Consider the following 24,949-nt stretch of genomic DNA (forward strand, 5'->3'; position numbering starts at 1 on the left):
AACCCGTCGGCCACTGAGGCGCTCCAACAGCGCAGTGCCCAACCGACCCGATTGTCTTTGCACATGGAGCTTTTATGAAATTTCTCGCACCGCTCGCCCTGCTCACCCTCTGCGCCGCCATGGCCGCTCCCGTGATGGCCGACGAAGATGCTCCGGGCCTGACCGGTTGCGCTGCCAAGAAGCAGGGCATCATCAACCAGATCGAACAGGCCAAGTCGCGCGGTAATGCCGATCAGCAGGCGGGCCTGGAAACTGCTCTGCGTGAGGTCACCGAACATTGCACCGACGCAGGCCTGAAAAAGGAACGCGAGAACAAGGTGCTGGAAGCCAAGCACGAAGTCAGCCAGCGCCAGGCTGACCTCGACAAAGCCATAAAGCGAGGCGACCCGGAAAAGATCGACAAGCGCAAAAACAAGCTCGCCGAGTCGCGTAAAGAGTTGCGGGACGCGCTGGATCAGATCGATAAGTAAAAAATCAAAAGATCGCAGGCTGCGATCTTTTAAATCTCAATGATCGCGAAACTCTTTATGGCAAGCGCTGCAGGCATCTTCGACTTTCTGCACAGCAGGCCCGAGATTACTGGCCTTGTAAGGCTGAACCTTGCTGGCGATCACCAATTCACTGGTGGCCGCTTCAAGGTTGCGAGCCATTTCCTGAAAGCGGGCCTGCTTTTGCCAGACATCGTCCTTGGCACTGGTGTGATCTTCTTCGCGAACCTGCGGGAAATGCTTCCACGGCTCATGGGACAGCGCATCGAGTTTCACCGCACCCTCGGCGAATTTCGGTCCGTCGAATGGAATGCGTCCACGCAACATGCCACCCAGGTCTTCGCCGGTGTTGAGCATCTGTTTGAAGATCGCCTTGCGTTGCCCCAGCGGAGAATTCGGATCGACACCGCCACAGGCGGACAAGGTCAGACAGGCCAGCAATACAACAGAAATACGTTTAAGAGTCATGGTGGCTTCAGGTCACGGAAATCGGCGGCCAGTATCCCCGCGTCACCGATAAACACCAATAGCCCTATTAAAAATACGGGTTGCTTGAGCGCATGGAGCACTGAGGCAACCGGCACAGGAATCACTGCATGAACAGCCGTCTCAAGGCCTGGCGTCACCCACTGATCACGACCCTGCCATTGCTGGCCATTCTTGCCGGCTGCACCGGTGGCGACAGCGCCAAACCGAAAACCCATGCGCTGGCCACTTATTCCACCGCGACGTGGGAAGCACTGCCGGCGGTGTCCGATAGCGATCTGGTCGCCGGTTTCGGTTCGTGGCGCAGCGCCTGTACTCGACTCAAGGCCGATCCGGTCTGGGGCACTACCTGCGCAGCGGCAGCCAACGTGCCACAGAGCGCCAACGAGATCCGCGCCTTTTTGAAACAGAATCTTGATGTCTTCGGCCTGCGCGCCGAGAACGACAACCCCAACGGTCTGATCACCGGCTATTACGAGCCGGTCTACCCCGGCAGCCTTACGCCAACCGAAACGGCGAACGTACCGGTTTACGGCGTGCCCGAGGACATGATCATTGTTTCGCTGGACAGCATTTATCCGGAGCTTAAAGGCAAGCGCCTGCGCGGGCGCCTGGAAGGTCGGGTGCTCAAGCCGTACGACGACGCAGCGACCATTGAATCGAAAGGCGTGAAAGCACCGGTGGTGGCCTACCTCACCGATCCGATGAACCTGCAGTTTCTGCAGATCCAGGGTTCCGGGCGGATCCAGACACAAGACGGGAAACAGCTCCGCATCGCCTACGCCGACCAAAACGGCCATCCGTACCGGCCCATCGGCCGCTGGCTGGTCGAGCAAGGCGAGCTGAAAAAAGAAGACGTGACCATGGGCGCGATCAGCAACTGGGCCAAGGCCAACCCGTCGCGCATCCCGGAACTGCTGGGCAGCAACCCGAGCTACGTGTTCTTCACCCGTAACCCCGACAGCAACGAAGGCCCGCGCGGATCGCTGAACGTGCCACTCACGGCCGGCTATAGCGCTGCAGTGGATCGCAAGGTTATTCCGTTGGGCAGCCTGTTGTGGCTATCGACCACTCGCCCGGATGGCACGGCACTGGTGCGGCCAGTGGCAGCGCAGGATACCGGCGGTGCGATTGCCGGCGAGGTGCGTGCGGATCTGTTCTGGGGCACCGGTGATGCGGCCGGGCAATTGGCCGGGGACATGAAACAGCAGGGGCAGATCTGGATGCTCTGGCCAAAAGGCGCGGCGTTGCCGCAAGTGCCGCAGGTGGCAGATAAGCCATAAAAGCAAAAGATCGCAGCCTGCGGCAGCGCCTACAAGGAAACGCAAAGTCCTCTGTAGGAGCTGCCGCTGGCTGCGATCTCTTGATCCTGTTTTTCTACACGGACACAAAGAAGAACGAAGCAATCAACCCCATCCCCACAAACCACACCAGCGAACGCAGAACCGCCCAGTCCGCCAGGTAGCAGATGATGTACAGCAGGCGACTGGTGATAAACAGTACCGCCAGCACATTCACCGTCACCAGCTCCGCAGTCCCCACCAGATGCGCGACGATCACCGCCACGGCAAACGCGGGCATCACTTCGAAACTGTTCAGTTGCGCCGCATGCGCCCGCCGGGCCACACCATCAACGCTGTCGAGAAAATCCCGGGGATCGTGATTGTCCCTCAGCCTGAAACCGCCCGAGGCCTTGGCCACAATCGTGCACACATACGGCAAGAAGATCGCGATCAACACACACCACAGAGCCACCGTCATAACGCCGTCCTTTTTTCGAGTTATAGAATTCGCGGGCGGTCAGAACTTCATCACCAGCATGCCGATCAGCACCAACCCACAGGCTAAGAGCCGTGGCCGGCCAAAAGGTTCTTTCAGGTAGCGCATGCCGAACAGCACCACCAGAATCACACTGATCTCGCGCAACGCCGCCGCTTCCGCAATCGAGCCCAACTGCATCGCCCATAGCACCAGAGCGTAGCTGAACAACACGCAGAATCCGACCGTCAGCCCCAGCTTCCATTGTTCACGCCAGAACTGCATGAACGCCGGGCGTTTGGCGACCCACGCCAGCAGCGGAAACGGCCAGGCGCTGAGTAGCGTGACCCAGACCAGATAATCCAGCGGATGCGACCAGCGCCGCAGCGCCTGCCCATCGATGTAGGTGTAGCTACCGATGCACAGGCCAATCAGCGCCACCACCGGCAGCATTGACCATGGCAAATGCTTCCCGCCACCGCCCTGCCACAGCAGGCAAACCATGCCGAATGGAATCAGCATGATCCCGAAGATCTGCTGCGTGGTCAGCACTTCACCGGCAAAAATCAGGGTCAGCGCCAGCACCACCAGCGGCGACAAACCACGCATCAACGGATAGACCAGCCCGAGGTCGCCGACCCGATAGGCCTGAATCAGCAGATAGCGATAGAGCAACTCGAAGGCTGCCGAAGCGAGAATCCACGGCCAGATCTGCGCAGGCGGCAAGCTCACGAAGGGCAGCGCAATGGCGACAACCAGCAGCGCCACGGTGTCCATGCACGCCACCACCAGCAGCCGTTCGGCGCTGAATTTGATCAGGGTATTCCACGCCGCATGCAACAGCGCCGCCACCAACACCAGAGCTGTCGCCAACACGTTTCACTCCTTGATTTTTATGGTTGACCCTACACCAATGTGTGCGGCTGACCAACTGAGAAGACACAGTTGTGTCCCCGCCCCGAATCAACCCATCCAACCCTTGCCCCGAAGAATCGGTGCGCTGTCTTTCCACTCCTCATCCAAAGGACCCCGGATGCTTGAACTCGTAGCCGCTTTCATCTGCCTCACCACCCTCCTCACCTTCGTCAATTTTCGCTTCATCGGCCTGCCACCCACCATCGGCGTGATGGTCACCGCTCTGCTGTTCTCCCTGCTGCTGCAAGGCCTGAGCCTGCTCGGCTATCCAGGCCTCGAAGAACGCGTGGAACAACTGATCGGCCAGATCGACTTCGGCGATCTGCTGATGAACTGGATGCTCTCGTTCCTGCTGTTTGCCGGCGCCCTGCACGTCAACCTGAACGACCTGCGCAGCTACCGCTGGCCCATCGGCCTGCTGGCAACCTTCGGTGTGTTGATCGCCACCGCCGTGATCGGCAGCCTCGCCTATTACATTTTTGCCCTGTTCGGCTGGCACGTGAGCTTCCTCTACTGCCTGCTTTTCGGCGCACTGATTTCCCCGACCGACCCGATCGCGGTGCTCGGCGTATTGCGTACCGCCAACGCTTCGAAACCACTGAAAACCACGATCGTCGGCGAGTCACTGTTCAACGACGGCACTGCGGTTGTGGTATTCACCGTGTTGCTGGGCATCGCCCAACTCGGCGAGACCCCGACCGTCGGCGCCACCGCCATGCTGTTCGCTCACGAAGCCATCGGCGGTGTGCTGTTCGGTGGGCTGATCGGTTATCTGGTCTACCTGATGATCAAGAGCATCGAGCAACACCAGATCGAAGTGATGCTGACCCTGGCACTGGTGATCGGCGGTTCGGCGATGGCGTCCGAGCTGCATGTCTCCGCGCCGATTGCGATGGTGGTCGCCGGTCTGATCATCGGTAACCTGGGCCGCAACCTGGCGATGAATGACATGACGCGCAAATACCTCGACGGCTTCTGGGAGCTGCTCGATGACATGCTCAACGCGTTGCTGTTTGCGTTGATCGGTATGGAACTGTTGCTGCTGCCGTTCAACTGGTTGCATGTGGCAGCGGCAAGTTTGCTGGCGGTGGCGATTCTGTTGTCACGTCTGCTGACCGTGGCCCCGGCGATCCTGCTGCTGCGGCGCTGGCGCACAGTGCCGAGCGGCACCATCCGGATCCTGACGTGGGGCGGTTTGCGCGGTGGTGTTTCGGTGGCACTGGCGCTGGCCCTGCCGCTGGGCGCGGAACGTGATCTGCTGCTGAGCATCACCTACATCGTGGTGCTGTCGTCGATCCTGTTGCAGGGTCTGACCATCGGCAAACTGGTCAAGCACGCGACTCGCAACGAGCCGGGTGATGTGACGCAACCCGCACACTGACGCCTCAACGCGGCACCGTCGCGGAGCCCTTCACGACGCACTGCCCAGCAGATCAAGCAGATGCCGCATCGCCAACGGGCGGTGCGGTGTCGAACCATGCATCACCACCAACTCCCGCGTGTAACGCTGCCCGCCGTCCACCGGCATGACGCACAAGCCGTCCAGTGCCATCCCTGCCCATTGCGGCACCAGCGATACGCCCATCCCCTGTGCGACCAGCATGACGATGGTCTCCAGCGCATCCAGTTCGCACAGCACATTCGGCTCGATCACCCGTTCATCGAGGTAGCGCTGGGCAATCTGCCCACCCCAAGAGCGCGCGTCATAACGAATGAATGGATGTTCGCGCAGCAGCGCTTCAAGTGACTGCCCGGCATGCCTGGCCGGGGCAACCAGAATCAGCGGCTCGACCTTGAGCACAGTCAGCGCCAAGGCTTTCGGCGGCTGGAACGGTGGCCTGACCAGAATCGCCGCGTCCAGCTCCCCAGCGAGCACCTTCTCGTAAAGACTTTTTGAATCGCCGGGGGTGATCTTCAGCTTCAAATCCGGTGCCGAAAGCGAAAGTCGCTCGATCAAGCCCGGCAACACGCCGGTCAGCGCGGTGGAAATGGCGCCGATTGTCACTTCACCGAATAGCCCATCGTGGTGCAGGTCGCCGTGTAACTCCTGCGCCAGTTCGATGATCGCCCTGATCTTCGGCAGGATCAGCAAGCATTGGTCCGAGGGCCGGGCGGCGTGCGCGGTACGCAGCAGTAAAGTGCAACCCAGCGCGCGTTCGAGCGCCTGGACACGCTGACTGATTGCTGCTGCGGTGCGATTTTCTCGCCGCGCGGCCGCCGCAATCGAACCGGCTTCAACCACCGCGACCAAACTGTTCAAGAACCTGACATCCATAAGTTTTCCTTTCGCTCAGAACAAGGCGAAGCCGTTATGCCCCGCCGCACGGTCTGTTTACCCTGAGCGCTCCTTCACTTGGGGACATCACATGAACAGACCTTTTCACGCTGCATACCATGTTTGCGACCTGGAACAGGCGCGGACTTTTTATCGAGATGTGTTGGGCTGCACCGAAGGCCGCAGTACCGAGACCTGGGTCGACTTCGATTTTTTCGGCAATCAGATCTCGCTGCACGTGGGCACGCCTTTTGCCACCACGCGCACCGGCCAAGTCGGCGAGCACAAAGTGCTGATGCCACACATTGGCGTCGTGCTGCCGCTGGAGGAGTGGCTGGCGTTGGCCGAGCGCCTGAACCGCCTAGGCACTGTTTTTGAAATTCCACCGGTAATCCGCTTCGCCGGCGAACCCGGCGAGCAGCGCACGATGTTCTTTCTCGACCCCAGCGGCAACCCGATTGAGGTCAAGGGTTTCAAGGATTTCGCCGGTCTTTTCGCACACTGAGCTTCCCCCAACAAACACAAGAAAAAAGGGGCAAAACATGACTACCAGGAAACCTACCAGCCTTGTCACCCGCATCATGATCGGGCTGGCGGCCGGAATAATCGTCGGCATCCTTCTCAACCAGTTTCCCGAACACAAGCTCTGGTTCATCGACAACCTGCTGCAACCGGCAGGCGATCTGTTCATCAGACTGATGAAGATGATCGTCGTACCGCTGGTCTTTGCGTGCATGGTAGTCGGCATTGCCGGGGCAGGCAGCACCAAGGCTCTGGGGCGAGTCGGGATCAAGACGCTGGTGTATTTCTTCACGATCACCAGCATCGCCATTGTCTTCGGCCTGATCGTCGGCAATGTATTCCAACCGGGTGCTGGAGCCGACTTCAGCAGCACCCTGCAATCACCGGTAAGCGGTCTGGTCAGCACGGGCGAAACGCAGAACCTGGGCCGCACCCTGGTCAACATCGTTCCGGACAACATCGTGCTGGCCATGTCCCAGGGCAAACTGCTGTCAGTGCTGTTTTTCGCCATCCTGTTCGGCTGCGCCTTGTCGATGCTGCCAGAGCAGCAAAAAGCACCGTTGATCGCCGTGATGCAGGCAGTCTCGGACACCATGTTCAAGGTCACGCATCTGGTCATGCACTATTCGCCGATCGGGATCTTCGGCCTGATCGGGGTGACCGTGGCCAGTTTCGGTCTCAGTGCCTTGCTGCCGCTGGCCAAGCTGATTGGTATCACCTATGTGGCGGTACTTCTGTTCGCGCTGTGCGTGCTGGGAGTGGTGGCGCGAATGGCCGGCGTCCGGTTTTTCCACCTTGTGCGAGAGATCCGCAGTGAGCTGCTACTGGCTTACAGCAGCGCCGCCTCGGCCACGGTGATGCCGCAACTGATCGAGAAAATGGAGCGATATGGGGCGCCACGCCCAATCACCAGCATGGTCATTCCATTGGGTTACTCGTTCAATCTCGACGGCGCTTCACTGTTCGCCGGGCTGGGCACGCTGTTCATCGCCCAGGCCTACGGCATCGACCTGGGTCTGGCCGACCAGGCGATGCTGGTGCTGATCATGGTGTTGACGTCCAAAGGCGCGGCGGGGGTTCCGGGCTTCATGTTCATCATCCTGACCGCCACCCTGACCGCCGCCGGCTTGCCAGTGGAAGGCGTGGCCATCATCGCCGGTGTCTACCGATTGATGGACATGCCGGTGACCGCGCTCAATGTGTTGGGCAACGCCTTGGCGCCGCTGGTCATCGCTCGCTGGGAAGGACAGCTCAAGGCCCCTGAGAGCGAGCCGGTTACAGAACCGCTCAGCCCGCCGTTCAAGGCCTGAAACTATTGCGTCTTGCGGTCGGAATCATCGTCGCGGGGTTCGCCAGTGTCTGGTTTATCAGCCTTTGGCGCCCCGCTCTCGCTGCGGATCTGTGCATGACTGATCAGGGCAAAAATGAAACTGCCGCCGATGATGTTGCCCGCCAAGGTCGGCCCGGCGAACACCATCCAGAAATCACTCCACGGCAATTCGCCGGCAAACACCAGATATGACACTTCTGCCGAACCCACCACGATGTGGGTGAAATCGCCGAGCGCCATGAGGTAGGTGATGAGGATGATGATCCACATCTTCGCGCTCTCCATGGACGGGATCATCCAGACCATGGTGGCAATCATCCAACCAGAAATAATGCCCTTGGCGAACATCTGACTGGCATGGTTTTCCATGACCTTGCGGCCGATTTCAAGAAAGGCGTGATCCGTCTTGGTGTCGAAGATCGGCAGTTCCAGCATCACGTACGCCACCAGAATCGTGCCGCACAGATTGCCAAACAGCACCACCGTCCAAAGGCGGATCAGCCGGCCGAAATTGAGCAGGGTCGGTTTGGTCATCACTGGCAGCACGGCAGTCAGGGTGTTTTCGGTGAACAGTTGCTGGCGGGCGAGAATCACCGCGAGAAAGCCTGCGCAGTAGCCGAAACTGGCAATCACCTTGAATTCGTCGCCGTCGGGCAACCGCGAGGTGAGCAGCCCCATCCCCATCAGCGACAGGCCCATGGTCAGGCCGGCGGCGAGTGCCGACCACCACAGTGCGGCGATGCTGCGCTCCAATTCCTGATCGCCTTGGGAGCGGATGATTTCATGCAGAACCGCCGCGCGGGGCGGCTGGCTTTTCTCGACTTCGTGTTGCTCTTTGGCCGAGAGGTCGGGGGTCTTGCCGTCTGTCGGAGTGGTCATGGCGTGGGAACCGGTTGGGGGCTTTTAGCTACGACCCTTGCCGTTCGGAATACGTTCTGTAGGGGCTCGCATTACTCGCTGACTGATTCATCTTCCTTGAACTGATCTTTGACGTACCTGATCTCCGTGCGCCCGTGCGGTGCCGGCAAGCCGTCTTCGCCCAGATTCACGAAAACCATTTTCTCGACGGTGAGAATGCTCTTGCGGGTGATCTTGTTGCGCACTTCACAGGTCAGCGTGATCGAGGTGCGGCCGAACTCGGTGGCGGTGATGCCCAGTTCGATGATGTCGCCCTGGCGCGAGGCGCTGACGAAGTTGATTTCGGAGATGTACTTGGTCACCACGCGCTGATTGCCCAACTGAACGATGGCGTAGATGGCCGCCTCTTCGTCGATCCAGCGCAGCAGGCTACCGCCGAACAGGGTGCCGTTGGGGTTCAGGTCTTCGGGTTTTACCCATTTGCGGGTGTGGAAATTCATGTTCACTCCTGAGCGTTTGCCGAAAGATGTGCGCCATCTTGGCAGACCGAGCGGTCAGGCTCCATGCGGCTTCGACTATGGTCGCCATTAGCGATCTTCATTTGGCCGACAGAAACCCTTTGGAAGATCAGTCTAGACGGCTATAATCGCCCCCGTTTCAAAACGGTAACCTTCACTTGCTACCGTTTTCCCGCCACCTGTCCGAGGGGCGCTGCAGCAGGTTCATCCTGTCAGGCTCGGATGGGGCGTTGACTGGCCTTGGCCGGACACTAAACGCACAACGGCGCCCATTCGCATACATTACGAATGGAGGCTCTTCATGAGCGCTGTTACCACGCCTGCAGATTTTACCGATTACAAAGTTGCCGACATGTCCCTGGCTGCCTGGGGCCGTCGCGAAACCATCATCGCCGAATCGGAAATGCCGGCCCTGATGGGTCTGCGTCGCAAGTACGCCGGCGAACAGCCGTTGAAAGGCGCCAAGATCCTCGGCTGCATCCACATGACCATTCAGACTGCCGTGCTGATCGAAACCCTGGTTGCCCTGGGTGCCGAAGTTCGCTGGTCGTCCTGCAACATTTTCTCGACTCAGGATCAGGCTGCTGCCGCTATCGCTGCTGCCGGCATCCCGGTTTTCGCCTGGAAAGGCGAAACTGAAGAAGAGTACGAGTGGTGCCTGGAGCAGACCATCCTGAAGGATGGCCAGCCATGGGACACCAACATGATCCTCGACGACGGCGGCGACCTGACCGAGCTGCTGCACAAGAAATACCCACAGGTGCTGGATCGCGTTCACGGCGTGACCGAAGAAACCACCACCGGCGTACACCGTCTGCTGGACATGCTGGCCAAGGGCGAGCTGAAAATCCCGGCCATCAACGTCAACGACTCGGTGACCAAGTCCAAGAACGACAACAAGTACGGCTGCCGTCACAGCCTGAACGATGCGATCAAGCGCGGCACCGACCACCTGCTGTCCGGCAAGCAAGCGCTGGTCATCGGTTACGGTGACGTGGGCAAGGGCTCGGCTCAGTCCCTGCGTCAGGAAGGCATGATCGTTAAAGTTTCCGAAGTTGACCCGATCTGCGCCATGCAAGCGTGCATGGACGGTTTCGAACTGGTTTCGCCGTTCATCGACGGTATCAACGACGGTTCCGAAGCAAGCATCGACAAAGCGCTGCTGGGCAAGATCGACCTGATCGTGACCACCACCGGTAACGTCAATGTTTGCGACTCCAACATGCTCAAAGCCCTGAAGAAGCGCGCTGTTGTCTGCAACATCGGTCACTTCGACAACGAAATCGACACTGCTTTCATGCGCAAGAACTGGGCATGGGAAGAAGTGAAGCCACAGGTACACAAGATCCACCGTACCGGTGCTGGCGCGTTCGACGCACAGAACGACGACTACCTGATCCTGCTGGCCGAAGGCCGTCTGGTGAACCTGGGCAACGCCACGGGTCACCCGAGCCGCATCATGGACGGTTCGTTCGCCAACCAGGTGCTGGCGCAGATCTTCCTGTTCGGCCAGAAGTACGCCGACCTGTCGCCAGCCCAGAAAGCCGAGCGTCTGACCGTTGAAGTACTGCCGAAGAAACTCGACGAAGAAGTGGCCCTGGAAATGGTTCGCGGCTTCGGCGGCGTGGTCACTCAACTGACCAAGCAACAGGCTGACTACATCGGCGTGACCGTCGAAGGCCCGTTCAAGCCGCACGCTTACCGCTACTGATTGGCTGAGCGTCAACGCGGTGTGCCTGGCGCACCGCGTTGCCTGACTGGCGCTGCTGACCGCTCCGTGTAGGAGCTGCCGCAGGCTGCGATCTTTTGATCTTCAAAGATCGCAGCCTGCGGCAGCTCCTACAGGGGTGCAGCGTCCGGCTTACGTGTTTCCAAGGGTATGACCATGTCCCAAGACCGTCGCTACAGCTTCGAGTTCTTCCCGACCAAGACCGATGCTGGGCATGAAAAGCTGCTCAACGTTGCCCGTCAGTTGGCAACGTACAATCCCGATTTCTTCTCCTGCACCTATGGCGCTGGTGGTTCGACCCGTGATCGCACCCTCAACACCGTTTTGCAACTGGAAAGCGAAGTCAAAGTACCCGCCGCACCGCACCTGTCGTGCGTCGGCGACAGCAAGGACGACCTGCGCGGCCTGCTGAACGAGTACAAGGCTGCCGGCATCAAGCGCATCGTCGCCCTGCGTGGTGATCTGCCGTCCGGCATGGGCATGACCAGCGGTGAGCTGCGTCACGCCAATGAACTGGTTGAATTCATTCGTGAAGAAACCGGCGATCATTTCCACATCGAAGTTGCCGCTTACCCGGAGATGCATCCGCAGGCGCGCAATTACGAAGACGATCTCGCCAATTTCGTGCGCAAGGCCCGCGCCGGCGCCGACAGCGCGATCACCCAGTACTTCTTCAACGCCGACAGCTACTTCTACTTCGTCGACCGTTTGCAGGGGATGGGCGTGGATATTCCGGTGGTGCCGGGGATCATGCCGATCACCAACTACAGCAAACTCGCGCGCTTCTCCGATGCCTGCGGTGCGGAAATCCCGCGCTGGATCCGCAAGCAACTGGAAGCCTACGGCGACGACAGCCAAAGCATTCAGCGCTTTGGCGAGCAAGTCGTCAGCGAAATGTGCGAACGCCTGCTACAGGGCGGCGCACCAGGGCTGCACTTCTATTCCATGAACCAGGCCGAACCTAGCCTGGCGATCTGGAATAACCTGAAGTTGCCGCGCTAAACGCTACAAGCAAGATCAAAAGATCGCAGCCTTCGGCAACTCCTACAGGGGTTGTTGTGGCTGCGATTTTTTGCGTTTGAATCCCCGAATTAGAGCTTGTGCTGTCACTTTCTGGCTCTTTGCGGTTTCTCGTCGTAATCTCAAGCCATGCCTTTGATCACGCAGTTATTCGCCGTGCTGGTTTTTGCTTGCCTGAGCTTCGCCGCTCGGGGCGAGAAGTTGCGTATTGTCACCGAGCCGTGGGCGCCTTATGTCTATGAGGAGAACGGCAAGAACCTCGGGCTGGACTACGAAACCACGGCCATCGTGTTCAAGCGCCTGGGCATTGAGGTCGAATGGCAATTCCTGCCGTGGAAGCGTTGTCTGTCGATGCTTGAAACCGGTCAGGCTGATGGCGCACTGGACATTTTTCACAGCGACGAGCGCGACGCCACCCTGCTCTACCCCAGCGAACCGCTGTCGGACGTCGAGTTCGTGATGTTCTACGCCAACGACCGGCCGCACCCGTTCAGCACACTTGAAGAGCTAAAAGGCCTGACCATCGGCACCTCTCCGGGTTATCTGTACAGCCCCGACTTCAGCGAATCGACGCTGTTCACCCGCGAACCGGCGCCGACCCACGAAGCCAATTTCGGAAAACTGGTGCGCGGGCGCATCGATTTGCTGATTACTGATCGACGCGTCGGCCAGCATTTGCTCGATCAGTTGAATATCCGTGACCAGATCAGCGAAAACCCCACTGTCATTAGCCGTCAGAGCCAATTTCTTGCGGTTCGGCGCAATGCTGGTATGGATTTACTGGTGCAGCGTTTTGGCGCCGAGCTCAAGCGATTCAAGCGTGAACCGGCCTATGCCGAGCTGAGCGCGCGTTATGGCGCAGCGCCAACCGGAGCCACGCCACTGGGGAATGTCTCGGCGAGCAGCAAAACCGTTGAGCAGCAGGAAAGCAGCGCGCAGTGATTGCTCTGTTATACTCCGGCGTTCCCGCCAGGCTCACGCCCGGACGCCCGGAACCGTAACAGGCCTCTCGACCCGCTACAGCGCAGCTTTCAGCCCGCGCGAGCACTCCAGACGTGCCTTCGGAACCGCAGCAGGACCGGACGGGATTGCGTCCTCTTAAACGCTATTCGCGCCAGGCAAGACTCCCATTGGGCCAAGCCCTAACTAAAACAGGATTACTCATGTCCTTTGCTTCCCTCGGTCTCTCCGAGGCTTTAGTCCGCGCCATCGAAGATGCGGGCTATACCGAGCCTACTCCGGTGCAACAGCGGGCCATTCCCGCCGTGTTGCAAGGTCGCGACCTGATGGTTGCGGCTCAGACAGGTACTGGTAAAACCGGCGGTTTCGCCCTTCCGATTCTGGAGCGGTTGTTCCCCAACGGTCACCCGGACAAATCCCAGCGTCACGGCCCGCGCCAACCACGCGTACTGGTCCTGACCCCGACCCGCGAACTCGCGGCCCAGGTTCACGAGAGCTTCAAGATCTACGCCCGTGACCTGAAATTCGTCAGCGCCTGCATTTTTGGCGGCGTCGGCATGAACCCGCAGGTTCAGGCCATGTCCCGTGGCGTTGACGTCCTCGTTGCTTGCCCGGGTCGTTTGCTCGACCTGTGCGGCCAGGGCAGCGTCGATCTGTCCCACGTCGAAATTCTTGTGCTCGACGAAGCCGACCGCATGCTCGACATGGGCTTCGTCCACGACGTGAAGAAAGTCCTCGCGCGTCTGCCGGCCAAGCGTCAGAACCTGCTGTTCTCGGCAACGTTCTCCAAAGACATCACCGACCTCGCCGGCAAACTGCTGCACAACCCGGAACGCATCGAAGTGACGCCGCCGAACACCACGGTCGAGCGCATCGAGCAACGTGTGTTCCGTCTGCCGGCAAGCCACAAGCGTGCACTGCTGGCGCACCTGATCACCGCAGGCGCCTGGGAACAGGTGCTGGTGTTCACCCGCACCAAGCACGGCGCCAACCGTCTGGCCGAGTACCTGGACAAGCACGGCCTGCCGGCTGTGGCGATCCACGGCAACAAGAGCCAGAACGCCCGCACCAAAGCCCTGGCCGACTTCAAAGCTGGCGAAGTGCGCATTCTTGTAGCGACCGACATCGCCGCTCGCGGTCTGGACATCGACCAGTTGCCACACGTGGTCAACTTCGAACTGCCGAACGTCGATGAAGATTACGTACACCGTATCGGCCGTACTGGCCGCGCCGGTCGTTCGGGTGAGGCGATCTCGCTGGTAGCACCGGACGAAGAAAAACTGCTGAAAAGCATCGAGCGCATGACCAAGCAGAAGATTGCCGATGGCAACCTGATGGGCTTCGACTCGAGCACCATTGAAGCCGAGAAGCCGGAAGTGCGTGAGCGTCCGGACGTGCGCAACCCGCGCAATCCTCGCGGCCCACGCGGCGACGGCCCGAATGGCGGCGGCGGTGGCGGCGGTCGTAAAGACAAAGGCAAGGACAAGGGCAAGGAAAAACCGGCCGGCGAACGTGGCGAGCGTCCTGCCCGTCAGCAGAAGCCGCGCGAAGGCACCCCGGCCCGTGAACAGCGTCAGCCATCGCAGCCGCCACGCGCCGCTGCCGATCGTGCACCGGACGAGTTCCTCGACGACGATGTCGATAACTTCGGTAACCGCGTTGATTACGTTCCTCAAGCCAAACCGGCTCAGGGCCGTGGTCGCCGTCCGGGTGCTCCGGCACAAGGCGCGACAGCGGGTGCAGGTGCTCCGCGCAGCGGCAGCGGTAAGCCTCAGGGTCGTCAAAGCGGCCCACGCAGCAGCGATGGCGCCACCACCGGCACTCCGCCGGCCAAGCGCAACGGCCCGCGCAGCGGTGCTCCACGTGACGGCCAGGCCCGTCGCGAAGAGTCCCGCAACCGTCGCCCGGCTCGCACCGACGACCAGCCGCGTTCGGAACCTGCCGTGCAAAATCCGCGCGGCCCGGCACCGAAGATCATTCACAAGGAGTCAAAAACCGATCGTTTCCCGACTCCTGAGCAACTTGATCAACTGCCAGGCCGTCCGCGCGGCGAGAAACCAGCGTTGCTGACCCGCAACCGCTGATTTAACGCAGCCATAAAAAATGCCCCTGATCGCGAGATCAGGGGCATTTTTTTATCCGTCGCGAAAGTTATTTCGCTTTGACACCTTCAAACGTGATGTACAGATCGACGTTATCGGACTGTGGACCCAGAACCATCATCTTGCCGAAATCAGAGCGCTTGATGCTGGTAGTGCCTTCGAAACCGGCACGGTAGCCGCCCCATGGATCCTTGCCTTCACCCAGGAAAGTGGCCTTGACCACGATTGGCTTGGTCACGCCGTGAAAGGTCAGGTCGCCGGTCACGTCAGCAGTGACCTTGCCGTCGGCATTCTTGCCGGTTGGCTTGACGCTGGTAGAGACGAAGGTCGCTTTGGCGAACTTGCTCACGTCCAGGAAGTCAGCGCTGGCGATGTGTTTGTCGCGCTCGGCATGGTTGGTGAATACGCTGGCGGTATTGACGTTGAACTCGATTTTGCTGTCTTCAGGCTTGGCAGCGTCAAAGCTGAACTTGCCGTCGATGTCTTTGAAAGTACCGGTGATGAAGCTGTAGCCCAGGTGGCTGATCTTGAAGTCAACGAAGGCGTGCTGACCTTCTTTGTCGACGGTGTAGTCAGCGGCCATTACGTTGGCGGACAGCACGGCAGAACCGATTGCCAGAGCGGCCAGAGTCTTTTTCAACATGCTTTCTTTTCCTTTGAGTCGAGGTTGAACTTCAGGCTTTGCGACCCAGCATTCGAGTGAGGGTCGCATCACGATCGATAAAGTGGTGCTTCAATGCTGCCAACGCATGGAGACCGGAAAAAATTACCAGCGCCCACGCCAGCCAGAGATGAATCACCCCAGCGGTATCTGCCTGATCCGGTAGCCCGGAAACCAGTGCAGGAACTTCAAACAGGCCAAACACCGGAATCCCGACACCGTCTGCGGTGGAAATCAGGTAACCGGCAAGCATCACAGCGAACAGCCCGACATACAGAAACCCGTGGCCGAACCTGGCGCCGATACGAGTCATGCGGCTGTAGCTTTGCAGCGTTGGCGGCGGTGGGCTGATAAAGCGCCACAACACCCGCAACACCATCACACCCAGCAGCACCAGACCGATGCTCTTGTGTAGATCCGGCGCGTCTTTGCGCCAGCTGCTGTAGTAATCCAGCCCAACCATCCACAGACCCAGCGCGAACAGTCCGAAGACCACCAGCGCCACGCCCCAGTGCATGAAGATGCTGACCCAACCATAGCGCGAAGAAGAGTTACGTAGCTGCATTGCCCAAATCCTGTGAGAACTGCGAACCAAGACTAGCGAGTTATCTATCGAATTAAAGCGGAAAATTTCGCTTTGAAATATCGAGAAATACGATGAAGAGTCTGGAAGTGATGCGTTAAGGAAAGATTAAAGGCGATTTTGCCGCATCGCGCTTGGGACAGACTGGTCGATTTTTACTAGCTGATCAGGCGCGATACGGGGTATTGAACTCGGCAGGCGGCTTTACGGAAGACCGCAAACAGCTAAATTTTCAATCAATAGCTATGTATAGCTCATTGCACCTTCAAGCCTGATCAAATAACGACTCCATTACTTATTGATCACGTATACAACCATGGCTCTTCGATATACGCCGTTTCAAGCAAGTGGATCATCAACACTACCTGCCAATCAAACAATGTCTGCGCCTCAATATCTGCAATCCGATAACGGTCGATTTCGTTTGATCTTACAGGCCGATGGAAATCTGGTGATCAAGGAGGGTGAAACATTAATCTGGGTGGCAGATGGAAATCAGCCTTACAGTAAAACCTTGCATCAGAAACGCATGCGCGATCCTCTGCAGTTCGTCATCAGCAATAGCGGCTTTCTTTATGATCCGTCCAGACGCCGCCTTTGGATCGCTGAAAGTACTCACACCACTGACAAATCCCTCTGGTACCACACATGTATGACTATTCAGGATGATGGCAACCTGGTCATCTATGATCAACGCACCGGCAGTCCACGCTGGGCGCGCTTTGGCTTTACCCCAGGACGAAGCTCAAAGCCAAAGGAAAGATGGCTGAGAAACTTACCGGACGGTACGAAAGTATACGATTGGGATTTCTAACAGGCCCGGCACTGTCATCTTCGATTAGTTCTTGAGAACAGCCGGCGGCTGTAAACAATCTGCGCTATAAGGGTCTATCTTGCATTTGTGAGCAAGCTCCGAACTATATCCGCCCGGAAAAAAACGGCCATTTGCACAGCCGGAAAGCGTCAAGAACACGAGCAGTATCGTAAGTATTTTCATAGCGGGTCACCTCCAATTTATCCAAGCATAAAATTTGAGATCGCGTGCCCGCTATCATTTCGCTCTGAATACTATGTGGGAAACTTCCTGTGCAGAGGTAAGCCTCGAGACTGCACAGCAGAGATAAGTGTGGAGGTTTAATTGCAAAAAAAACGCGGCCCATTTGGCCGCGTTTTTTGTTGAAGCGAAGGCTTACTGCGCCTTGGTCTCTGTCGTTGCAGCAGGCTTGGCCGCGGGTTTCTTCGCCGGCTCAGCCTTTTTTACCGCCGGTTTAGCCGGAGCTTTTTTCGCTTCGGTCTTGGCCGCCGGCTTCTTCGCCGCAGGCTTGGCCGCTGCTTTCTTGGCTGGCTCGGCTTTTACCGGGGCCGCTGGTTTCGGTGCTTCCACCGGAGCTGGCGCAGGTGCCGGGGTTGGCGCAGGCGCTGGAGCAACGGGTGCTGGAGCCGGTTCCGGGGCCTTGGCTGGCTCTGGCTTCTTGTCGTCATCCGAACCGCCGAACAGGTTGCTGAAGAAGTTGCCCTTCTTCGCCGCCACGGCACCCGCCGCGCCTGCCGCTGCAGCGGCCGGAACCACTTTGGCCGGTTCGAACGACTTGCCTGCCGCCAGATCTTCAACCTGGCTGGCCGCACGCTGACCAGTGCGCAGAGCGCCTTCCAGCGTGCCCGGGTACAAGGTGTCGGTGTGTTCACCGGCGAACGCTACGCGTTGCAGCGGACGTTCCCAGATACGCCAGAACTTGCTGATCTGGCCCGGGCCGTAGGCCAGGTAAGCGCCGCCCATCGATGGGTCGGTGCTGTAGCGACGGATTTCATAACCGGTGAACGAGCCACGGGCCTGTGGATAAAACGCGTGCAGACGGATCAGCACCTGATCGACCATCTGTTTGTCGCCGAACGCCTGCATCACACGGGAGTTGTCGCCGGACAGGTTGATCACCACGTTGGCGCCGCCCTTCAGCGCCGGCTCGATCCAGAGCATGCCCAGACCTGCGTTGCTGTAGATTTCACCGGACATACGCGCCTTGCTTTCCCAAACCGGCGTCTTGAACTTCAACATGATCTGGTCGCGCCAGCCGTAGTTGGTGCCCTTGATCGCCGCCATATGCTGGGCATCCAGCGCAGGCGCCAGCTGAATCTTGCTCAGCGCACGCAGCGGCACGGCCAACACCACGTAATCGGCCTGATAACCGACACTGCCGACCTTGACGGTCACGCCGTCCTTGTCCTGGCTGATGGCCGATACCGGTGAGTTGGTCTTGATGGTCTTGATCTGTTTGACGAAGGCCTGCGCCAGCACCTGACTGCCGCCGACCAGACGCGAGGCGCGCAGGTCACGGTCGGAGATGCCGCGATAGACGCGGTTCTGCTGGGCGAAATACAACAGCGACAGACGCGATGGTTCGTCGTAGTGAGTGCGGATGTCCTGGTTGATCAACTGGCGCGCAGTGGCTGGCAGGTTTTGCTTGTCGAGCCAGTTCGACACGTTGATCTGGTCCAGCGCGTGCAGGGTGCTGGTCGCCGCCGGGTTTTGCGGATCGTCGATAGAACGCGCCAGATCATCGAGGGTTTTCTGGTAGCGCTTCAAGGCATCGGCAGTGGCCGGTTGCTTGGTCGCCAGATCAGCGGCGGAGAAATACTCTCCGTCGATCAGATAACCCGGGGTACGCACGAATTCCGGGGCCGGCGTGGTGCCCAGTTTGAAGGTCGAGACGTACTTGTTCAGCACCGGCTGCGTCTTGTCGTTGCCGATCCATTCGCTGGTGGCCATGCCCGAGCGACCGCCCATGCCTGGCTTGGCTTCCAGCAGCGTCACCTGCCAGCCTTTGTTTTGCAGCTCATAAGCAGCGGTCAGACCCGAAAGGCCGCCACCGATCACGATTGCGGTTTTATCCTTGGCCAGCGCCGTAACGCTGAACAGCCCCAACATCACCAGCGCACAGGCGCGCAGCCAACCGACAGACATTCAGCGAACTCCGGAAAACACATAGGAAAAAGCAGTTTTGCGGGTCAGACGACCCAAAGAACCGCGAAGAATACGTTAGCCATCAAAACGCCGCCAGCGACGTCTATCGGCTCATACAAAGTAGCTCAATCGACACAATGGGTTGTCCCCGCGCGATGCATTGCATAGGCTTGCGCGATTGTTCGCCCGCGCCTGACGCGAGCCGCCTCGAGGAGACTGAAAATGGGCCTGAATAACCAGTGGATGCAACGCGATCTCGCGGTGCTGTGGCATCCCTGCACCCAGATGAAAGACCACGAACAGCTGCCGCTGATCCCGATCAAGCGCGGCGAAGGCGTCTGGCTCGAAGACTTCGAAGGGAAGCGCTACCTCGACGCGGTCAGCTCCTGGTGGGTCAACGTGTTCGGCCACGCCAACCCGCGAATCAACCAGCGCATCAAGGATCAGGTCGATCAGCTGGAGCACGTGATTCTCGCCGGCTTCAGCCATCAACCGGTGATCGAGCTGTCCGAGCGTCTGGTAAAGATGACGCCGCAAGGCCTGAACCGGGTGTTCTACGCCGATAACGGTTCGTCCTGCATCGAAGTCGCGCTGAAAATGAGCTTTCACTACTGGCTCAATCGCGGCCAGCCAAACAAGAAGCGCTTCGTTACCCTGACCAACAGCTACCACGGCGAGACCATGGCGGCGATGGCAGTCGGTGACGTGCCGCTGTTCACCGAAACCTATAAAGCCCTGCTGATGGACACCATCAAGGTGCCGAGCCCGGATTGCTACCTGCGCCCCGAAGGCATGAGCTGGGAAGAACACTCGCGCAATATGTTCGCGGCGATGGAACAGACACTGGCTGAGAATCACGACAGCGTTGCAGCCGTGATCGTCGAACCGTTGATCCAGGGCGCCGGCGGCATGCGCATGTATCACCCGGTGTATCTCAAGCTGCTGCGCGAAGCCTGCGACCGTTATGGCGTGCACCTGATCCACGACGAAATCGCCGTCGGCTTTGGCCGCACCGGCACCATGTTCGCCTGTGAACAGGCCGGCATCCGTCCGGACTTCCTCTGCCTGTCCAAGGCCCTGACCGGCGGCTACCTGCCGCTGGCGGCGTGCCTGACCACCGACGAGGTCTACAGCGCGTTCTACGACGACTATCCGACCCTGCGCGCCTTCCTCCACTCGCACAGCTACACCGGCAACCCGCTGGCCTGTGCGGCGGCGTTGGCGACGCTGGATATCTTCGAGCAGGACAACGTGATCGAGAACAACAAGGCGCTCGCCCAACGCATGGCGTCAGCCACCGCGCATCTGGTCGATCACCCGAATGTGTCCGAGGTGCGCCAGACCGGCATGGTCCTGGCCATCGAGATGGTCAAGGATAAAGCCACCAAAGAGGCCTACCCTTGGCAGGAACGTCGTGGCTTGAAGGTGTTCCAGCATGCGCTGGAGCGTGGCGCGTTGCTGCGTCCGCTGGGCAGCGTGGTGTATTTCCTGCCGCCCTACGTGATTACCCCGGAGCAGATCGACTTCCTCGCCGACGTCGCCAGCGAAGGCATCGACATCGCTACGCGTGAGAGCGTCAGCGTGGCGGTGCCGAAAGATTTCCATCCCGGTTTCCGTGATCCGGGCTGATTGGATTGATGGTTTGACTAGAACCCTGTGGCGAGGGGATTCATCCCCGATGGGTGGCGAAGCCGCCCCAATCCCTGATCGCACTTTTCAACTGAAGAACTCGGTTGCTGATTTTGGGGGCGCTCCGCGCCCCATCGGGGATAAATCCCCTCGCCACATAAGCTCTGTACCACAGCGACTATGAGCCATTTTTTAGAGACCCGAAATGAGACTGTCCCGCTTCTTTATCGACGCCCCGCTGAGCACCGGCCAACACGAATTGCCGGAAGCCCAGGCGCATTACATCAGCCGCGTGCTGCGCATGGCCGAGGGCGATGCGGTGCAGATGTTCGACGGCTCCGGCCATGAGTTTCGCGGATCGCTGGTGGAAGTCGGCAAAAAACGCGTCGTCGTGCAGATCGACGAACAACTTGCCGGTCAGATCGAATCGCCGCTGCAAATCCACCTCGGCCAAGGCCTGTCCCGTGGCGAGCGAATGGACTGGGCGATTCAGAAAGCCACCGAACTGGGCGTCACTGAAATCACCCCGATCTTCAGTGAGCGCTGCGAAGTGCGCCTGAAGGACGAACGCGCCGACAAACGCCTGCTCCACTGGCGCCAAGTGGCGATCAGCGCTTGTGAGCAATGCGGGCGCTCGCGGGTGCCGGTGATTAATCCGCCGGTGCTGTTGGCAGACTGGATCAAGCAGACTGAAGCTGATCTGAAGCTAGTACTGCATCCAGTGGCTGAGCCGATGGTGAGCCATGCAAAACCTTCGACACTGGCGTTCCTGATCGGGCCGGAGGGTGGGTTGTCCGATGCCGAGGTCGAGCAGGCCAAGGGCAATGGTTTCCACGCGGCCCGCCTCGGGCCGCGAGTGTTGCGTACCGAGACCGCGCCGGTGGTTGCACTGGCGGTGGCCCAGCAACTTTGGGGTGATTTCTAGGGCGCCATCGCTGGCAAGCCAGCTCCCACAAGACATCTTGGGTGTGCACAAATGTTGTGTTCACTGGATATCTACTGTGGGAGCGAGCCTGCTCGCGAAAGCGGTGTATCAGCCAACATCAGCATCGGCTGGACTGATGCCTTCGCGAGCAGGCTCGCTCCCACAGGGGATTGGGGATGATTCGGTCTACAAGACGTAAAACATAATCGCCACAAAGTGCAGCAAGCTCCCGGCAATCACAAACAGATGCCAGATCCCGTGCGCATGCCGCAATCGGTGATCCAGGGCAAAAAAGATAATCCCCACGGTGTACAAAACCCCGCCCGTGGCCAGCCAGGCGAAACCGGTGGTGCCCAGTGCCGCCAATAACGGCTTGACCGCCACCAGCACAATCCAGCCCATCACCGCGTAGATCACAATCGACAGAATCCGCGCCTCGGAGCGCGGTTTGATCTCTTGCAGAATACCGATCAGCGCCAGCCCCCAGACAATCCCGAACAACGTCCAGCCCCACGGCCCGCGCAGGGTCACCAGACAGAACGGCGTGTAACTCCCGGCGATCAGCAGGTAGATCGAAAAGTGATCGACCTTCTTCATGATCGCTTTCTTGCGCCCGCGCACGCTGTGGTACACGGTCGATGCGCTGTAGAGCACCAGCAAGGTAAAGGCGTAAATCGCCACACTGACAATCTTCCAGGGACTGCCATCCAGACAGGCAATCACCAGCATCCACACCCCACCGATAAAAGCCGCCACCGCCCCGACCAGATGCGTCCAGGCGTTCAATCGTTCCCCGTGATACATGTATCGCTCACCTCAAATTCGTTACCGCAGCGCGCAAGGCTCGGGCCTTGAGCGTAAAAGCGCAATGTTTCCGTTAAACACGATCTCCTGTAGGCGCTGCCCAAGGCTGCGATCTTTTGATCTTCCGTGCACAATCGGCCGACATAAAAAAGAGTCCGCGCCATGTTGATCGACGAAGAGTTGACCCTGAAAAAACTCGAGGTGTTCCTCGCCTTCATGCGCACCGGCAATCTGGCCCGCGCCGCTGCGGAGTTGCAGACCAGCAACGTCAGCGTGCACCGCGCGATTCATTCGCTGGAAAGCGCCCTGCGCTGCCCGCTGTTCAAACACGAAGGGCGCAACCTGACGCCGCTGGAAAGTGCCTATGTGCTAGAAGAACGCGCGCAGAAGCTGATTCAGGACGTGGTCGAAAGCGTGCGCCTGACCCGCGAAGCCGCCGGGTTCTCCGCAGAACGCTTCAAGCTCGGCTCGCTGTATTCGCTGACAGTGAAGACCGTGCCGCAACTGATCATGGGCCTGAAGATCCGCCGCAGCGAACTCAACATCGACCTCATCCTCGGCTCGAACATCGACCTGCTCTACAAGCTGAAAAACATGGAAGTGGACGCGATCCTGGTGTCGCTGGACGACAGCATCAACGACCCGGACTGCGAGCAGATTGCGCTGTTCTCCGACGACATCTTCCTCGCCACGCCAGCGGATTCAAGGTTCGCTCAGCGCAGTGAAGTCGATCTGGCAGAAGTTCGCGACGAAACCTTCATCACCCTGACCCAAGGCTTCGCCACCCATCAGGACGGCAATCGGGTGTTCAAGCAGGCAGGGTTCGAACCGAAGGTGGCGATGCAGGTGAATGACATCTTCACGCTGTTGAGCATGGTCAGTTCCGGCGTGGGTTATGCGCTGCTGCCGGGAAGGATTGCGGCGGTGTATGAGAATCGGGTGAAGCTGATTCCGTTGCAGGAGAAGTACCGGTTGCAGCAGCACATTGGCGTGGTGTTTCTGAAGGCCAAGGAGCGCGATCCGAATTTGCTGGCGTTGCTGGCGGAGTGTCGGATGTATGCCAATCGGCAGGCTTGAGACCGTGTCGTCTCCTTCGCGAGCAGGCTCGCTCCCACAGTTGGAATGCATTTCCCTGTGGGAGCGAGCCTGCTCGCGAAGGCGTCAGCCCAGACGACTCAAAACCCGAACCTAGCCAACAATCGCGCGAACAATAAAGAACAACAACGAAGGCCCAAGCAAGCACCCAAGCCCAGTGTGGAACGTCGCCGTCAGCGCCCCATAAGGCACCAACCGCCGATCCGTCGCCGCCAGCCCGGCAGTCACACCACTCACCGTCCCGGCCAACCCGCCAAACACCATCGCCGAACGCGGGTTATCCAGGCCCATCCAGCGCGCCGCGACCGGCGTGCCGACCATCACCAGAATCGCCTTGATCAACCCGGTGGCAATCGACAGCGCCATCACATCCGAACTCGCACCAATCGCCGCACCGGTCACCGGGCCAACGATGTAGGTCACCGCGCCAGCACCGATGGTGGTCATGCTCACCGCATCGCGATAACCAAACGCCCAGGCCATGCTCGCGCCGACAATGAACGGCAGGATCGTGCCCAGCAACAACGCAATCACCCCGATCATCCCGGCCTTTTTCGCCTCGGTCGCCTGCACTTCAAACGCGGTGGCAACAATCGCGAAATCACGCAGCATTGCCCCGCCCATCAGGCCGATGCCGGAGAACAGCGTCAGATCCGCCAAACCTTTCTGCCCGCCCGTCATGGTGCCGCCGACCCACGCCAGCACCAGACCGATGACGATGGCAATCGCCGAGCCGTGAATGCGTCCGAAGGTCAGGCGCTTGGAGAGAACCACGGAGACCCACATGATCACGCCGACAAAAGCGAAGGCAGTGATCAGACCGTTATGTTCCAGACCTTTTTCGATGAGATCCCACATATCAGCGACCCCCTACCGGCGTGCCGACCGGGGAGATTTCCGCCGGTTCGTCGGGCAACGGTTCGCCCTTGTGGGTGCGGCTGATCAAGGCAATCGTGCAACCACAAATCACCACCGAACCGATCGCCGCCAGCACCGCCACCGGGCCGCCGTGCAGCGCGGTGACGACGTTCTGTTGCGCGGCCATCGCCACCACCACCGGAATGTACATGGCGCCCCAGAAGCCGACGCCCATCTCGCACTCCTTGGTCATGCCGCCGCGTTTCTGCATCCACAACCGCGCGCAGATCAACAGGATCATCGCGATGCCGACCCCGCCGACATTGGATTTGACGCCCAGCAACACGCCGAGCATGTCGCCCATGATCACCCCTGCCAGCGTACAGATCGCCAACAGCGCCACACCGTAAATAATCATTGTTGTAGTCCTCAAAGTGCATCGTCGAATGTTGTTTTTGTTGTTCGAAGCTTGAG

General features: G+C 59.3%; 25 protein-coding genes and 1 riboswitch. Of the genes, 13 read left to right on the forward strand and 12 right to left on the reverse strand.

All coding sequences use genetic code 11. From position 1 onward, the window contains the following. The first annotated feature begins 74 nt into the window (after positions 1 to 74). Positions 75 to 470: a DUF1090 domain-containing protein gene (locus ACA043_RS27395; RefSeq protein WP_401272041.1), complete on the forward strand. Its 396-nt coding sequence runs from the start codon at positions 75 to 77 to the stop codon at positions 468 to 470. Between the two features lie 36 nt (positions 471 to 506). Here ACA043_RS27395 and ACA043_RS27400 read toward each other — a convergent pair whose 3' ends face one another. Then, complete coding sequence (locus ACA043_RS27400) at positions 507 to 956, reverse strand: c-type cytochrome (protein ID WP_497658238.1); 450 nt, start codon at positions 954 to 956, stop codon at positions 507 to 509. Between the two features lie 128 nt (positions 957 to 1,084). On the opposite strand from ACA043_RS27400, the gene mltA reads away from it, so the two are divergent. Beyond that, the gene (gene mltA, locus ACA043_RS27405) at positions 1,085 to 2,257 is read left to right on the forward strand and encodes a murein transglycosylase A (RefSeq protein WP_497658239.1); all 1,173 of its coding nucleotides are present in this window, start codon (positions 1,085 to 1,087) and stop codon (positions 2,255 to 2,257) included. 94 nt (positions 2,258 to 2,351) lie between these two features. Here mltA and ACA043_RS27410 read toward each other — a convergent pair whose 3' ends face one another. Beyond that, positions 2,352 to 2,735 (reverse strand): MAPEG family protein, encoded by a 384-nt coding sequence (locus ACA043_RS27410; protein WP_401272042.1) that lies wholly within the window; start codon positions 2,733 to 2,735, stop codon positions 2,352 to 2,354. A 39-nt stretch (positions 2,736 to 2,774) separates the two neighbouring features. Continuing rightward, positions 2,775 to 3,608, reverse strand: a complete 834-nt coding sequence (locus ACA043_RS27415) for an EamA family transporter (RefSeq protein WP_401272043.1) — start codon at positions 3,606 to 3,608, stop codon at positions 2,775 to 2,777. A gap of 157 nt (positions 3,609 to 3,765) precedes the next feature. On the opposite strand from ACA043_RS27415, the gene ACA043_RS27420 reads away from it, so the two are divergent. After that, positions 3,766 to 5,028, forward strand: a complete 1,263-nt coding sequence (locus ACA043_RS27420; protein ID WP_187679711.1) for a cation:proton antiporter — start codon at positions 3,766 to 3,768, stop codon at positions 5,026 to 5,028. Positions 5,029 to 5,058: 30 nt separating this feature from the next. Here the strand turns inward: ACA043_RS27420 and ACA043_RS27425 are convergent, their stop codons facing one another. Continuing rightward, a complete protein-coding gene (locus ACA043_RS27425) occupies positions 5,059 to 5,922 on the reverse strand; it encodes a LysR family transcriptional regulator (protein WP_497658240.1) in 864 nt (287 codons plus the stop codon). Between the two features lie 91 nt (positions 5,923 to 6,013). Here ACA043_RS27425 and ACA043_RS27430 point away from each other — a divergent pair, with 91 nt between their 5' ends. Further along, the gene (locus ACA043_RS27430) at positions 6,014 to 6,427 is read left to right on the forward strand and encodes a VOC family protein (protein ID WP_187679713.1); all 414 of its coding nucleotides are present in this window, start codon (positions 6,014 to 6,016) and stop codon (positions 6,425 to 6,427) included. A 37-nt stretch (positions 6,428 to 6,464) separates the two neighbouring features. Continuing rightward, on the forward strand, positions 6,465 to 7,754 hold the full coding sequence (locus ACA043_RS27435) for a cation:dicarboxylate symporter family transporter (protein WP_401272045.1): 1,290 nt from the start codon (positions 6,465 to 6,467) through the stop codon (positions 7,752 to 7,754). A 2-nt stretch (positions 7,755 to 7,756) separates the two neighbouring features. Here ACA043_RS27435 and ACA043_RS27440 read toward each other — a convergent pair whose 3' ends face one another. Continuing rightward, positions 7,757 to 8,653, reverse strand: coding sequence for a formate/nitrite transporter family protein (locus ACA043_RS27440; protein ID WP_187679714.1), 897 nt, complete (start codon positions 8,651 to 8,653; stop codon positions 7,757 to 7,759). Positions 8,654 to 8,724: 71 nt separating this feature from the next. Continuing rightward, a complete protein-coding gene (locus ACA043_RS27445; protein ID WP_187679715.1) occupies positions 8,725 to 9,132 on the reverse strand; it encodes an acyl-CoA thioesterase in 408 nt (135 codons plus the stop codon). Between the two features lie 197 nt (positions 9,133 to 9,329). Continuing rightward, a riboswitch (S-adenosyl-L-homocysteine riboswitch) is annotated at positions 9,330 to 9,428 on the forward strand. A 23-nt stretch (positions 9,429 to 9,451) separates the two neighbouring features. Here ACA043_RS27445 and ahcY point away from each other — a divergent pair. The 4 genes from ahcY (at position 9,452) to rhlE2 (ending at position 14,943) form a co-directional block, all read left to right on the forward strand. After that, positions 9,452 to 10,861: an adenosylhomocysteinase gene (ahcY, locus tag ACA043_RS27450; RefSeq protein ID WP_187679716.1), complete on the forward strand. Its 1,410-nt coding sequence runs from the start codon at positions 9,452 to 9,454 to the stop codon at positions 10,859 to 10,861. A gap of 174 nt (positions 10,862 to 11,035) precedes the next feature. Further along, on the forward strand, positions 11,036 to 11,881 hold the full coding sequence (metF, locus tag ACA043_RS27455) for a methylenetetrahydrofolate reductase [NAD(P)H] (protein WP_497658241.1): 846 nt from the start codon (positions 11,036 to 11,038) through the stop codon (positions 11,879 to 11,881). A 147-nt stretch (positions 11,882 to 12,028) separates the two neighbouring features. Then, on the forward strand, positions 12,029 to 12,841 hold the full coding sequence (locus ACA043_RS27460; protein ID WP_187679007.1) for a substrate-binding periplasmic protein: 813 nt from the start codon (positions 12,029 to 12,031) through the stop codon (positions 12,839 to 12,841). 221 nt (positions 12,842 to 13,062) lie between these two features. Then, positions 13,063 to 14,943 (forward strand): RNA helicase RhlE2, encoded by a 1,881-nt coding sequence (gene rhlE2, locus ACA043_RS27465; RefSeq protein ID WP_497658242.1) that lies wholly within the window; start codon positions 13,063 to 13,065, stop codon positions 14,941 to 14,943. 67 nt (positions 14,944 to 15,010) lie between these two features. Here rhlE2 and ACA043_RS27470 read toward each other — a convergent pair whose 3' ends face one another. Together ACA043_RS27470 and ACA043_RS27475 are read right to left on the reverse strand one after the other, a co-directional pair. Continuing rightward, positions 15,011 to 15,604, reverse strand: a complete 594-nt coding sequence (locus ACA043_RS27470) for a YceI family protein (RefSeq protein WP_401269302.1) — start codon at positions 15,602 to 15,604, stop codon at positions 15,011 to 15,013. A gap of 31 nt (positions 15,605 to 15,635) precedes the next feature. Further along, positions 15,636 to 16,187 carry a cytochrome b gene (locus tag ACA043_RS27475; RefSeq protein ID WP_401269305.1) on the reverse strand — a complete coding sequence of 184 codons (552 nt, stop codon included), beginning with the start codon at positions 16,185 to 16,187 and terminating at the stop codon, positions 15,636 to 15,638. A gap of 334 nt (positions 16,188 to 16,521) precedes the next feature. On the opposite strand from ACA043_RS27475, the gene ACA043_RS27480 reads away from it, so the two are divergent. Then, on the forward strand, positions 16,522 to 17,019 hold the full coding sequence (locus ACA043_RS27480) for a hypothetical protein (protein WP_401269308.1): 498 nt from the start codon (positions 16,522 to 16,524) through the stop codon (positions 17,017 to 17,019). Positions 17,020 to 17,394: 375 nt separating this feature from the next. On the opposite strand, the gene ACA043_RS27485 is transcribed toward ACA043_RS27480, so the two are convergent. Next, the gene (locus tag ACA043_RS27485) at positions 17,395 to 19,164 is read right to left on the reverse strand and encodes a flavin monoamine oxidase family protein (protein WP_497658243.1); all 1,770 of its coding nucleotides are present in this window, start codon (positions 19,162 to 19,164) and stop codon (positions 17,395 to 17,397) included. A 222-nt stretch (positions 19,165 to 19,386) separates the two neighbouring features. On the opposite strand from ACA043_RS27485, the gene ACA043_RS27490 reads away from it, so the two are divergent. After that, positions 19,387 to 20,793, forward strand: coding sequence for an adenosylmethionine--8-amino-7-oxononanoate transaminase (locus ACA043_RS27490; protein ID WP_497658244.1), 1,407 nt, complete (start codon positions 19,387 to 19,389; stop codon positions 20,791 to 20,793). A gap of 205 nt (positions 20,794 to 20,998) precedes the next feature. After that, positions 20,999 to 21,718 carry a 16S rRNA (uracil(1498)-N(3))-methyltransferase gene (locus tag ACA043_RS27495; RefSeq protein WP_497658245.1) on the forward strand — a complete coding sequence of 240 codons (720 nt, stop codon included), beginning with the start codon at positions 20,999 to 21,001 and terminating at the stop codon, positions 21,716 to 21,718. A gap of 186 nt (positions 21,719 to 21,904) precedes the next feature. On the opposite strand, the gene trhA is transcribed toward ACA043_RS27495, so the two are convergent. After that, positions 21,905 to 22,522: a PAQR family membrane homeostasis protein TrhA gene (gene trhA, locus ACA043_RS27500; protein WP_489879333.1), complete on the reverse strand. Its 618-nt coding sequence runs from the start codon at positions 22,520 to 22,522 to the stop codon at positions 21,905 to 21,907. Positions 22,523 to 22,684: 162 nt separating this feature from the next. Here trhA and ACA043_RS27505 point away from each other — a divergent pair, with 162 nt between their 5' ends. Continuing rightward, a complete protein-coding gene (locus tag ACA043_RS27505; protein ID WP_095187015.1) occupies positions 22,685 to 23,599 on the forward strand; it encodes a LysR family transcriptional regulator in 915 nt (304 codons plus the stop codon). 111 nt (positions 23,600 to 23,710) lie between these two features. Here the strand turns inward: ACA043_RS27505 and madM are convergent, their stop codons facing one another. Then, entirely contained in the window at positions 23,711 to 24,475 is a 765-nt protein-coding gene (madM, locus tag ACA043_RS27510; protein ID WP_401269319.1) for a malonate transporter subunit MadM, read from the reverse strand. A gap of 1 nt (position 24,476) precedes the next feature. Continuing rightward, positions 24,477 to 24,893, reverse strand: a complete 417-nt coding sequence (gene madL, locus ACA043_RS27515) for a malonate transporter subunit MadL (protein ID WP_401269322.1) — start codon at positions 24,891 to 24,893, stop codon at positions 24,477 to 24,479. Positions 24,894 to 24,949 lie beyond the last annotated feature (56 nt).

Source organism: Pseudomonas sp. LBUM1648 (assembly GCF_059716145.1).

Excerpts from the sequence above, each read along its gene's own strand:
- ACA043_RS27485 (WP_497658243.1), bottom strand. The coding sequence starts at position 19,164 with ATGTCTGTCGGTTGGCTGCGCGCCTGTGCGCTGGTGATGTTGGGGCTG.
- ACA043_RS27470 (WP_401269302.1), bottom strand. The coding sequence starts at position 15,604 with ATGTTGAAAAAGACTCTGGCCGCTCTGGCAATCGGTTCTGCCGTGCTG.
- trhA (WP_489879333.1), bottom strand. The coding sequence starts at position 22,522 with ATGTATCACGGGGAACGATTGAACGCCTGGACGCATCTGGTCGGGGCG.
- ACA043_RS27505 (WP_095187015.1), top strand. The coding sequence starts at position 22,685 with ATGTTGATCGACGAAGAGTTGACCCTGAAAAAACTCGAGGTGTTCCTC.
- madM (WP_401269319.1), bottom strand. The coding sequence starts at position 24,475 with ATGTGGGATCTCATCGAAAAAGGTCTGGAACATAACGGTCTGATCACT.
- ACA043_RS27395 (WP_401272041.1), top strand. The coding sequence starts at position 75 with ATGAAATTTCTCGCACCGCTCGCCCTGCTCACCCTCTGCGCCGCCATG.
- metF (WP_497658241.1), top strand. The coding sequence starts at position 11,036 with ATGTCCCAAGACCGTCGCTACAGCTTCGAGTTCTTCCCGACCAAGACC.
- rhlE2 (WP_497658242.1), top strand. The coding sequence starts at position 13,063 with ATGTCCTTTGCTTCCCTCGGTCTCTCCGAGGCTTTAGTCCGCGCCATC.
- ACA043_RS27445 (WP_187679715.1), bottom strand. The coding sequence starts at position 9,132 with ATGAATTTCCACACCCGCAAATGGGTAAAACCCGAAGACCTGAACCCC.
- ACA043_RS27495 (WP_497658245.1), top strand. The coding sequence starts at position 20,999 with ATGAGACTGTCCCGCTTCTTTATCGACGCCCCGCTGAGCACCGGCCAA.
- madL (WP_401269322.1), bottom strand. The coding sequence starts at position 24,893 with ATGATTATTTACGGTGTGGCGCTGTTGGCGATCTGTACGCTGGCAGGG.
- ACA043_RS27430 (WP_187679713.1), top strand. The coding sequence starts at position 6,014 with ATGAACAGACCTTTTCACGCTGCATACCATGTTTGCGACCTGGAACAG.
- ACA043_RS27475 (WP_401269305.1), bottom strand. The coding sequence starts at position 16,187 with ATGCAGCTACGTAACTCTTCTTCGCGCTATGGTTGGGTCAGCATCTTC.
- ACA043_RS27420 (WP_187679711.1), top strand. The coding sequence starts at position 3,766 with ATGCTTGAACTCGTAGCCGCTTTCATCTGCCTCACCACCCTCCTCACC.
- ACA043_RS27400 (WP_497658238.1), bottom strand. The coding sequence starts at position 956 with ATGACTCTTAAACGTATTTCTGTTGTATTGCTGGCCTGTCTGACCTTG.
- ACA043_RS27435 (WP_401272045.1), top strand. The coding sequence starts at position 6,465 with ATGACTACCAGGAAACCTACCAGCCTTGTCACCCGCATCATGATCGGG.
- ACA043_RS27425 (WP_497658240.1), bottom strand. The coding sequence starts at position 5,922 with ATGGATGTCAGGTTCTTGAACAGTTTGGTCGCGGTGGTTGAAGCCGGT.
- ACA043_RS27490 (WP_497658244.1), top strand. The coding sequence starts at position 19,387 with ATGGGCCTGAATAACCAGTGGATGCAACGCGATCTCGCGGTGCTGTGG.
- ACA043_RS27460 (WP_187679007.1), top strand. The coding sequence starts at position 12,029 with ATGCCTTTGATCACGCAGTTATTCGCCGTGCTGGTTTTTGCTTGCCTG.
- ACA043_RS27440 (WP_187679714.1), bottom strand. The coding sequence starts at position 8,653 with ATGACCACTCCGACAGACGGCAAGACCCCCGACCTCTCGGCCAAAGAG.
- mltA (WP_497658239.1), top strand. The coding sequence starts at position 1,085 with ATGAACAGCCGTCTCAAGGCCTGGCGTCACCCACTGATCACGACCCTG.
- ACA043_RS27480 (WP_401269308.1), top strand. The coding sequence starts at position 16,522 with ATGGCTCTTCGATATACGCCGTTTCAAGCAAGTGGATCATCAACACTA.
- ACA043_RS27410 (WP_401272042.1), bottom strand. The coding sequence starts at position 2,735 with ATGACGGTGGCTCTGTGGTGTGTGTTGATCGCGATCTTCTTGCCGTAT.
- ahcY (WP_187679716.1), top strand. The coding sequence starts at position 9,452 with ATGAGCGCTGTTACCACGCCTGCAGATTTTACCGATTACAAAGTTGCC.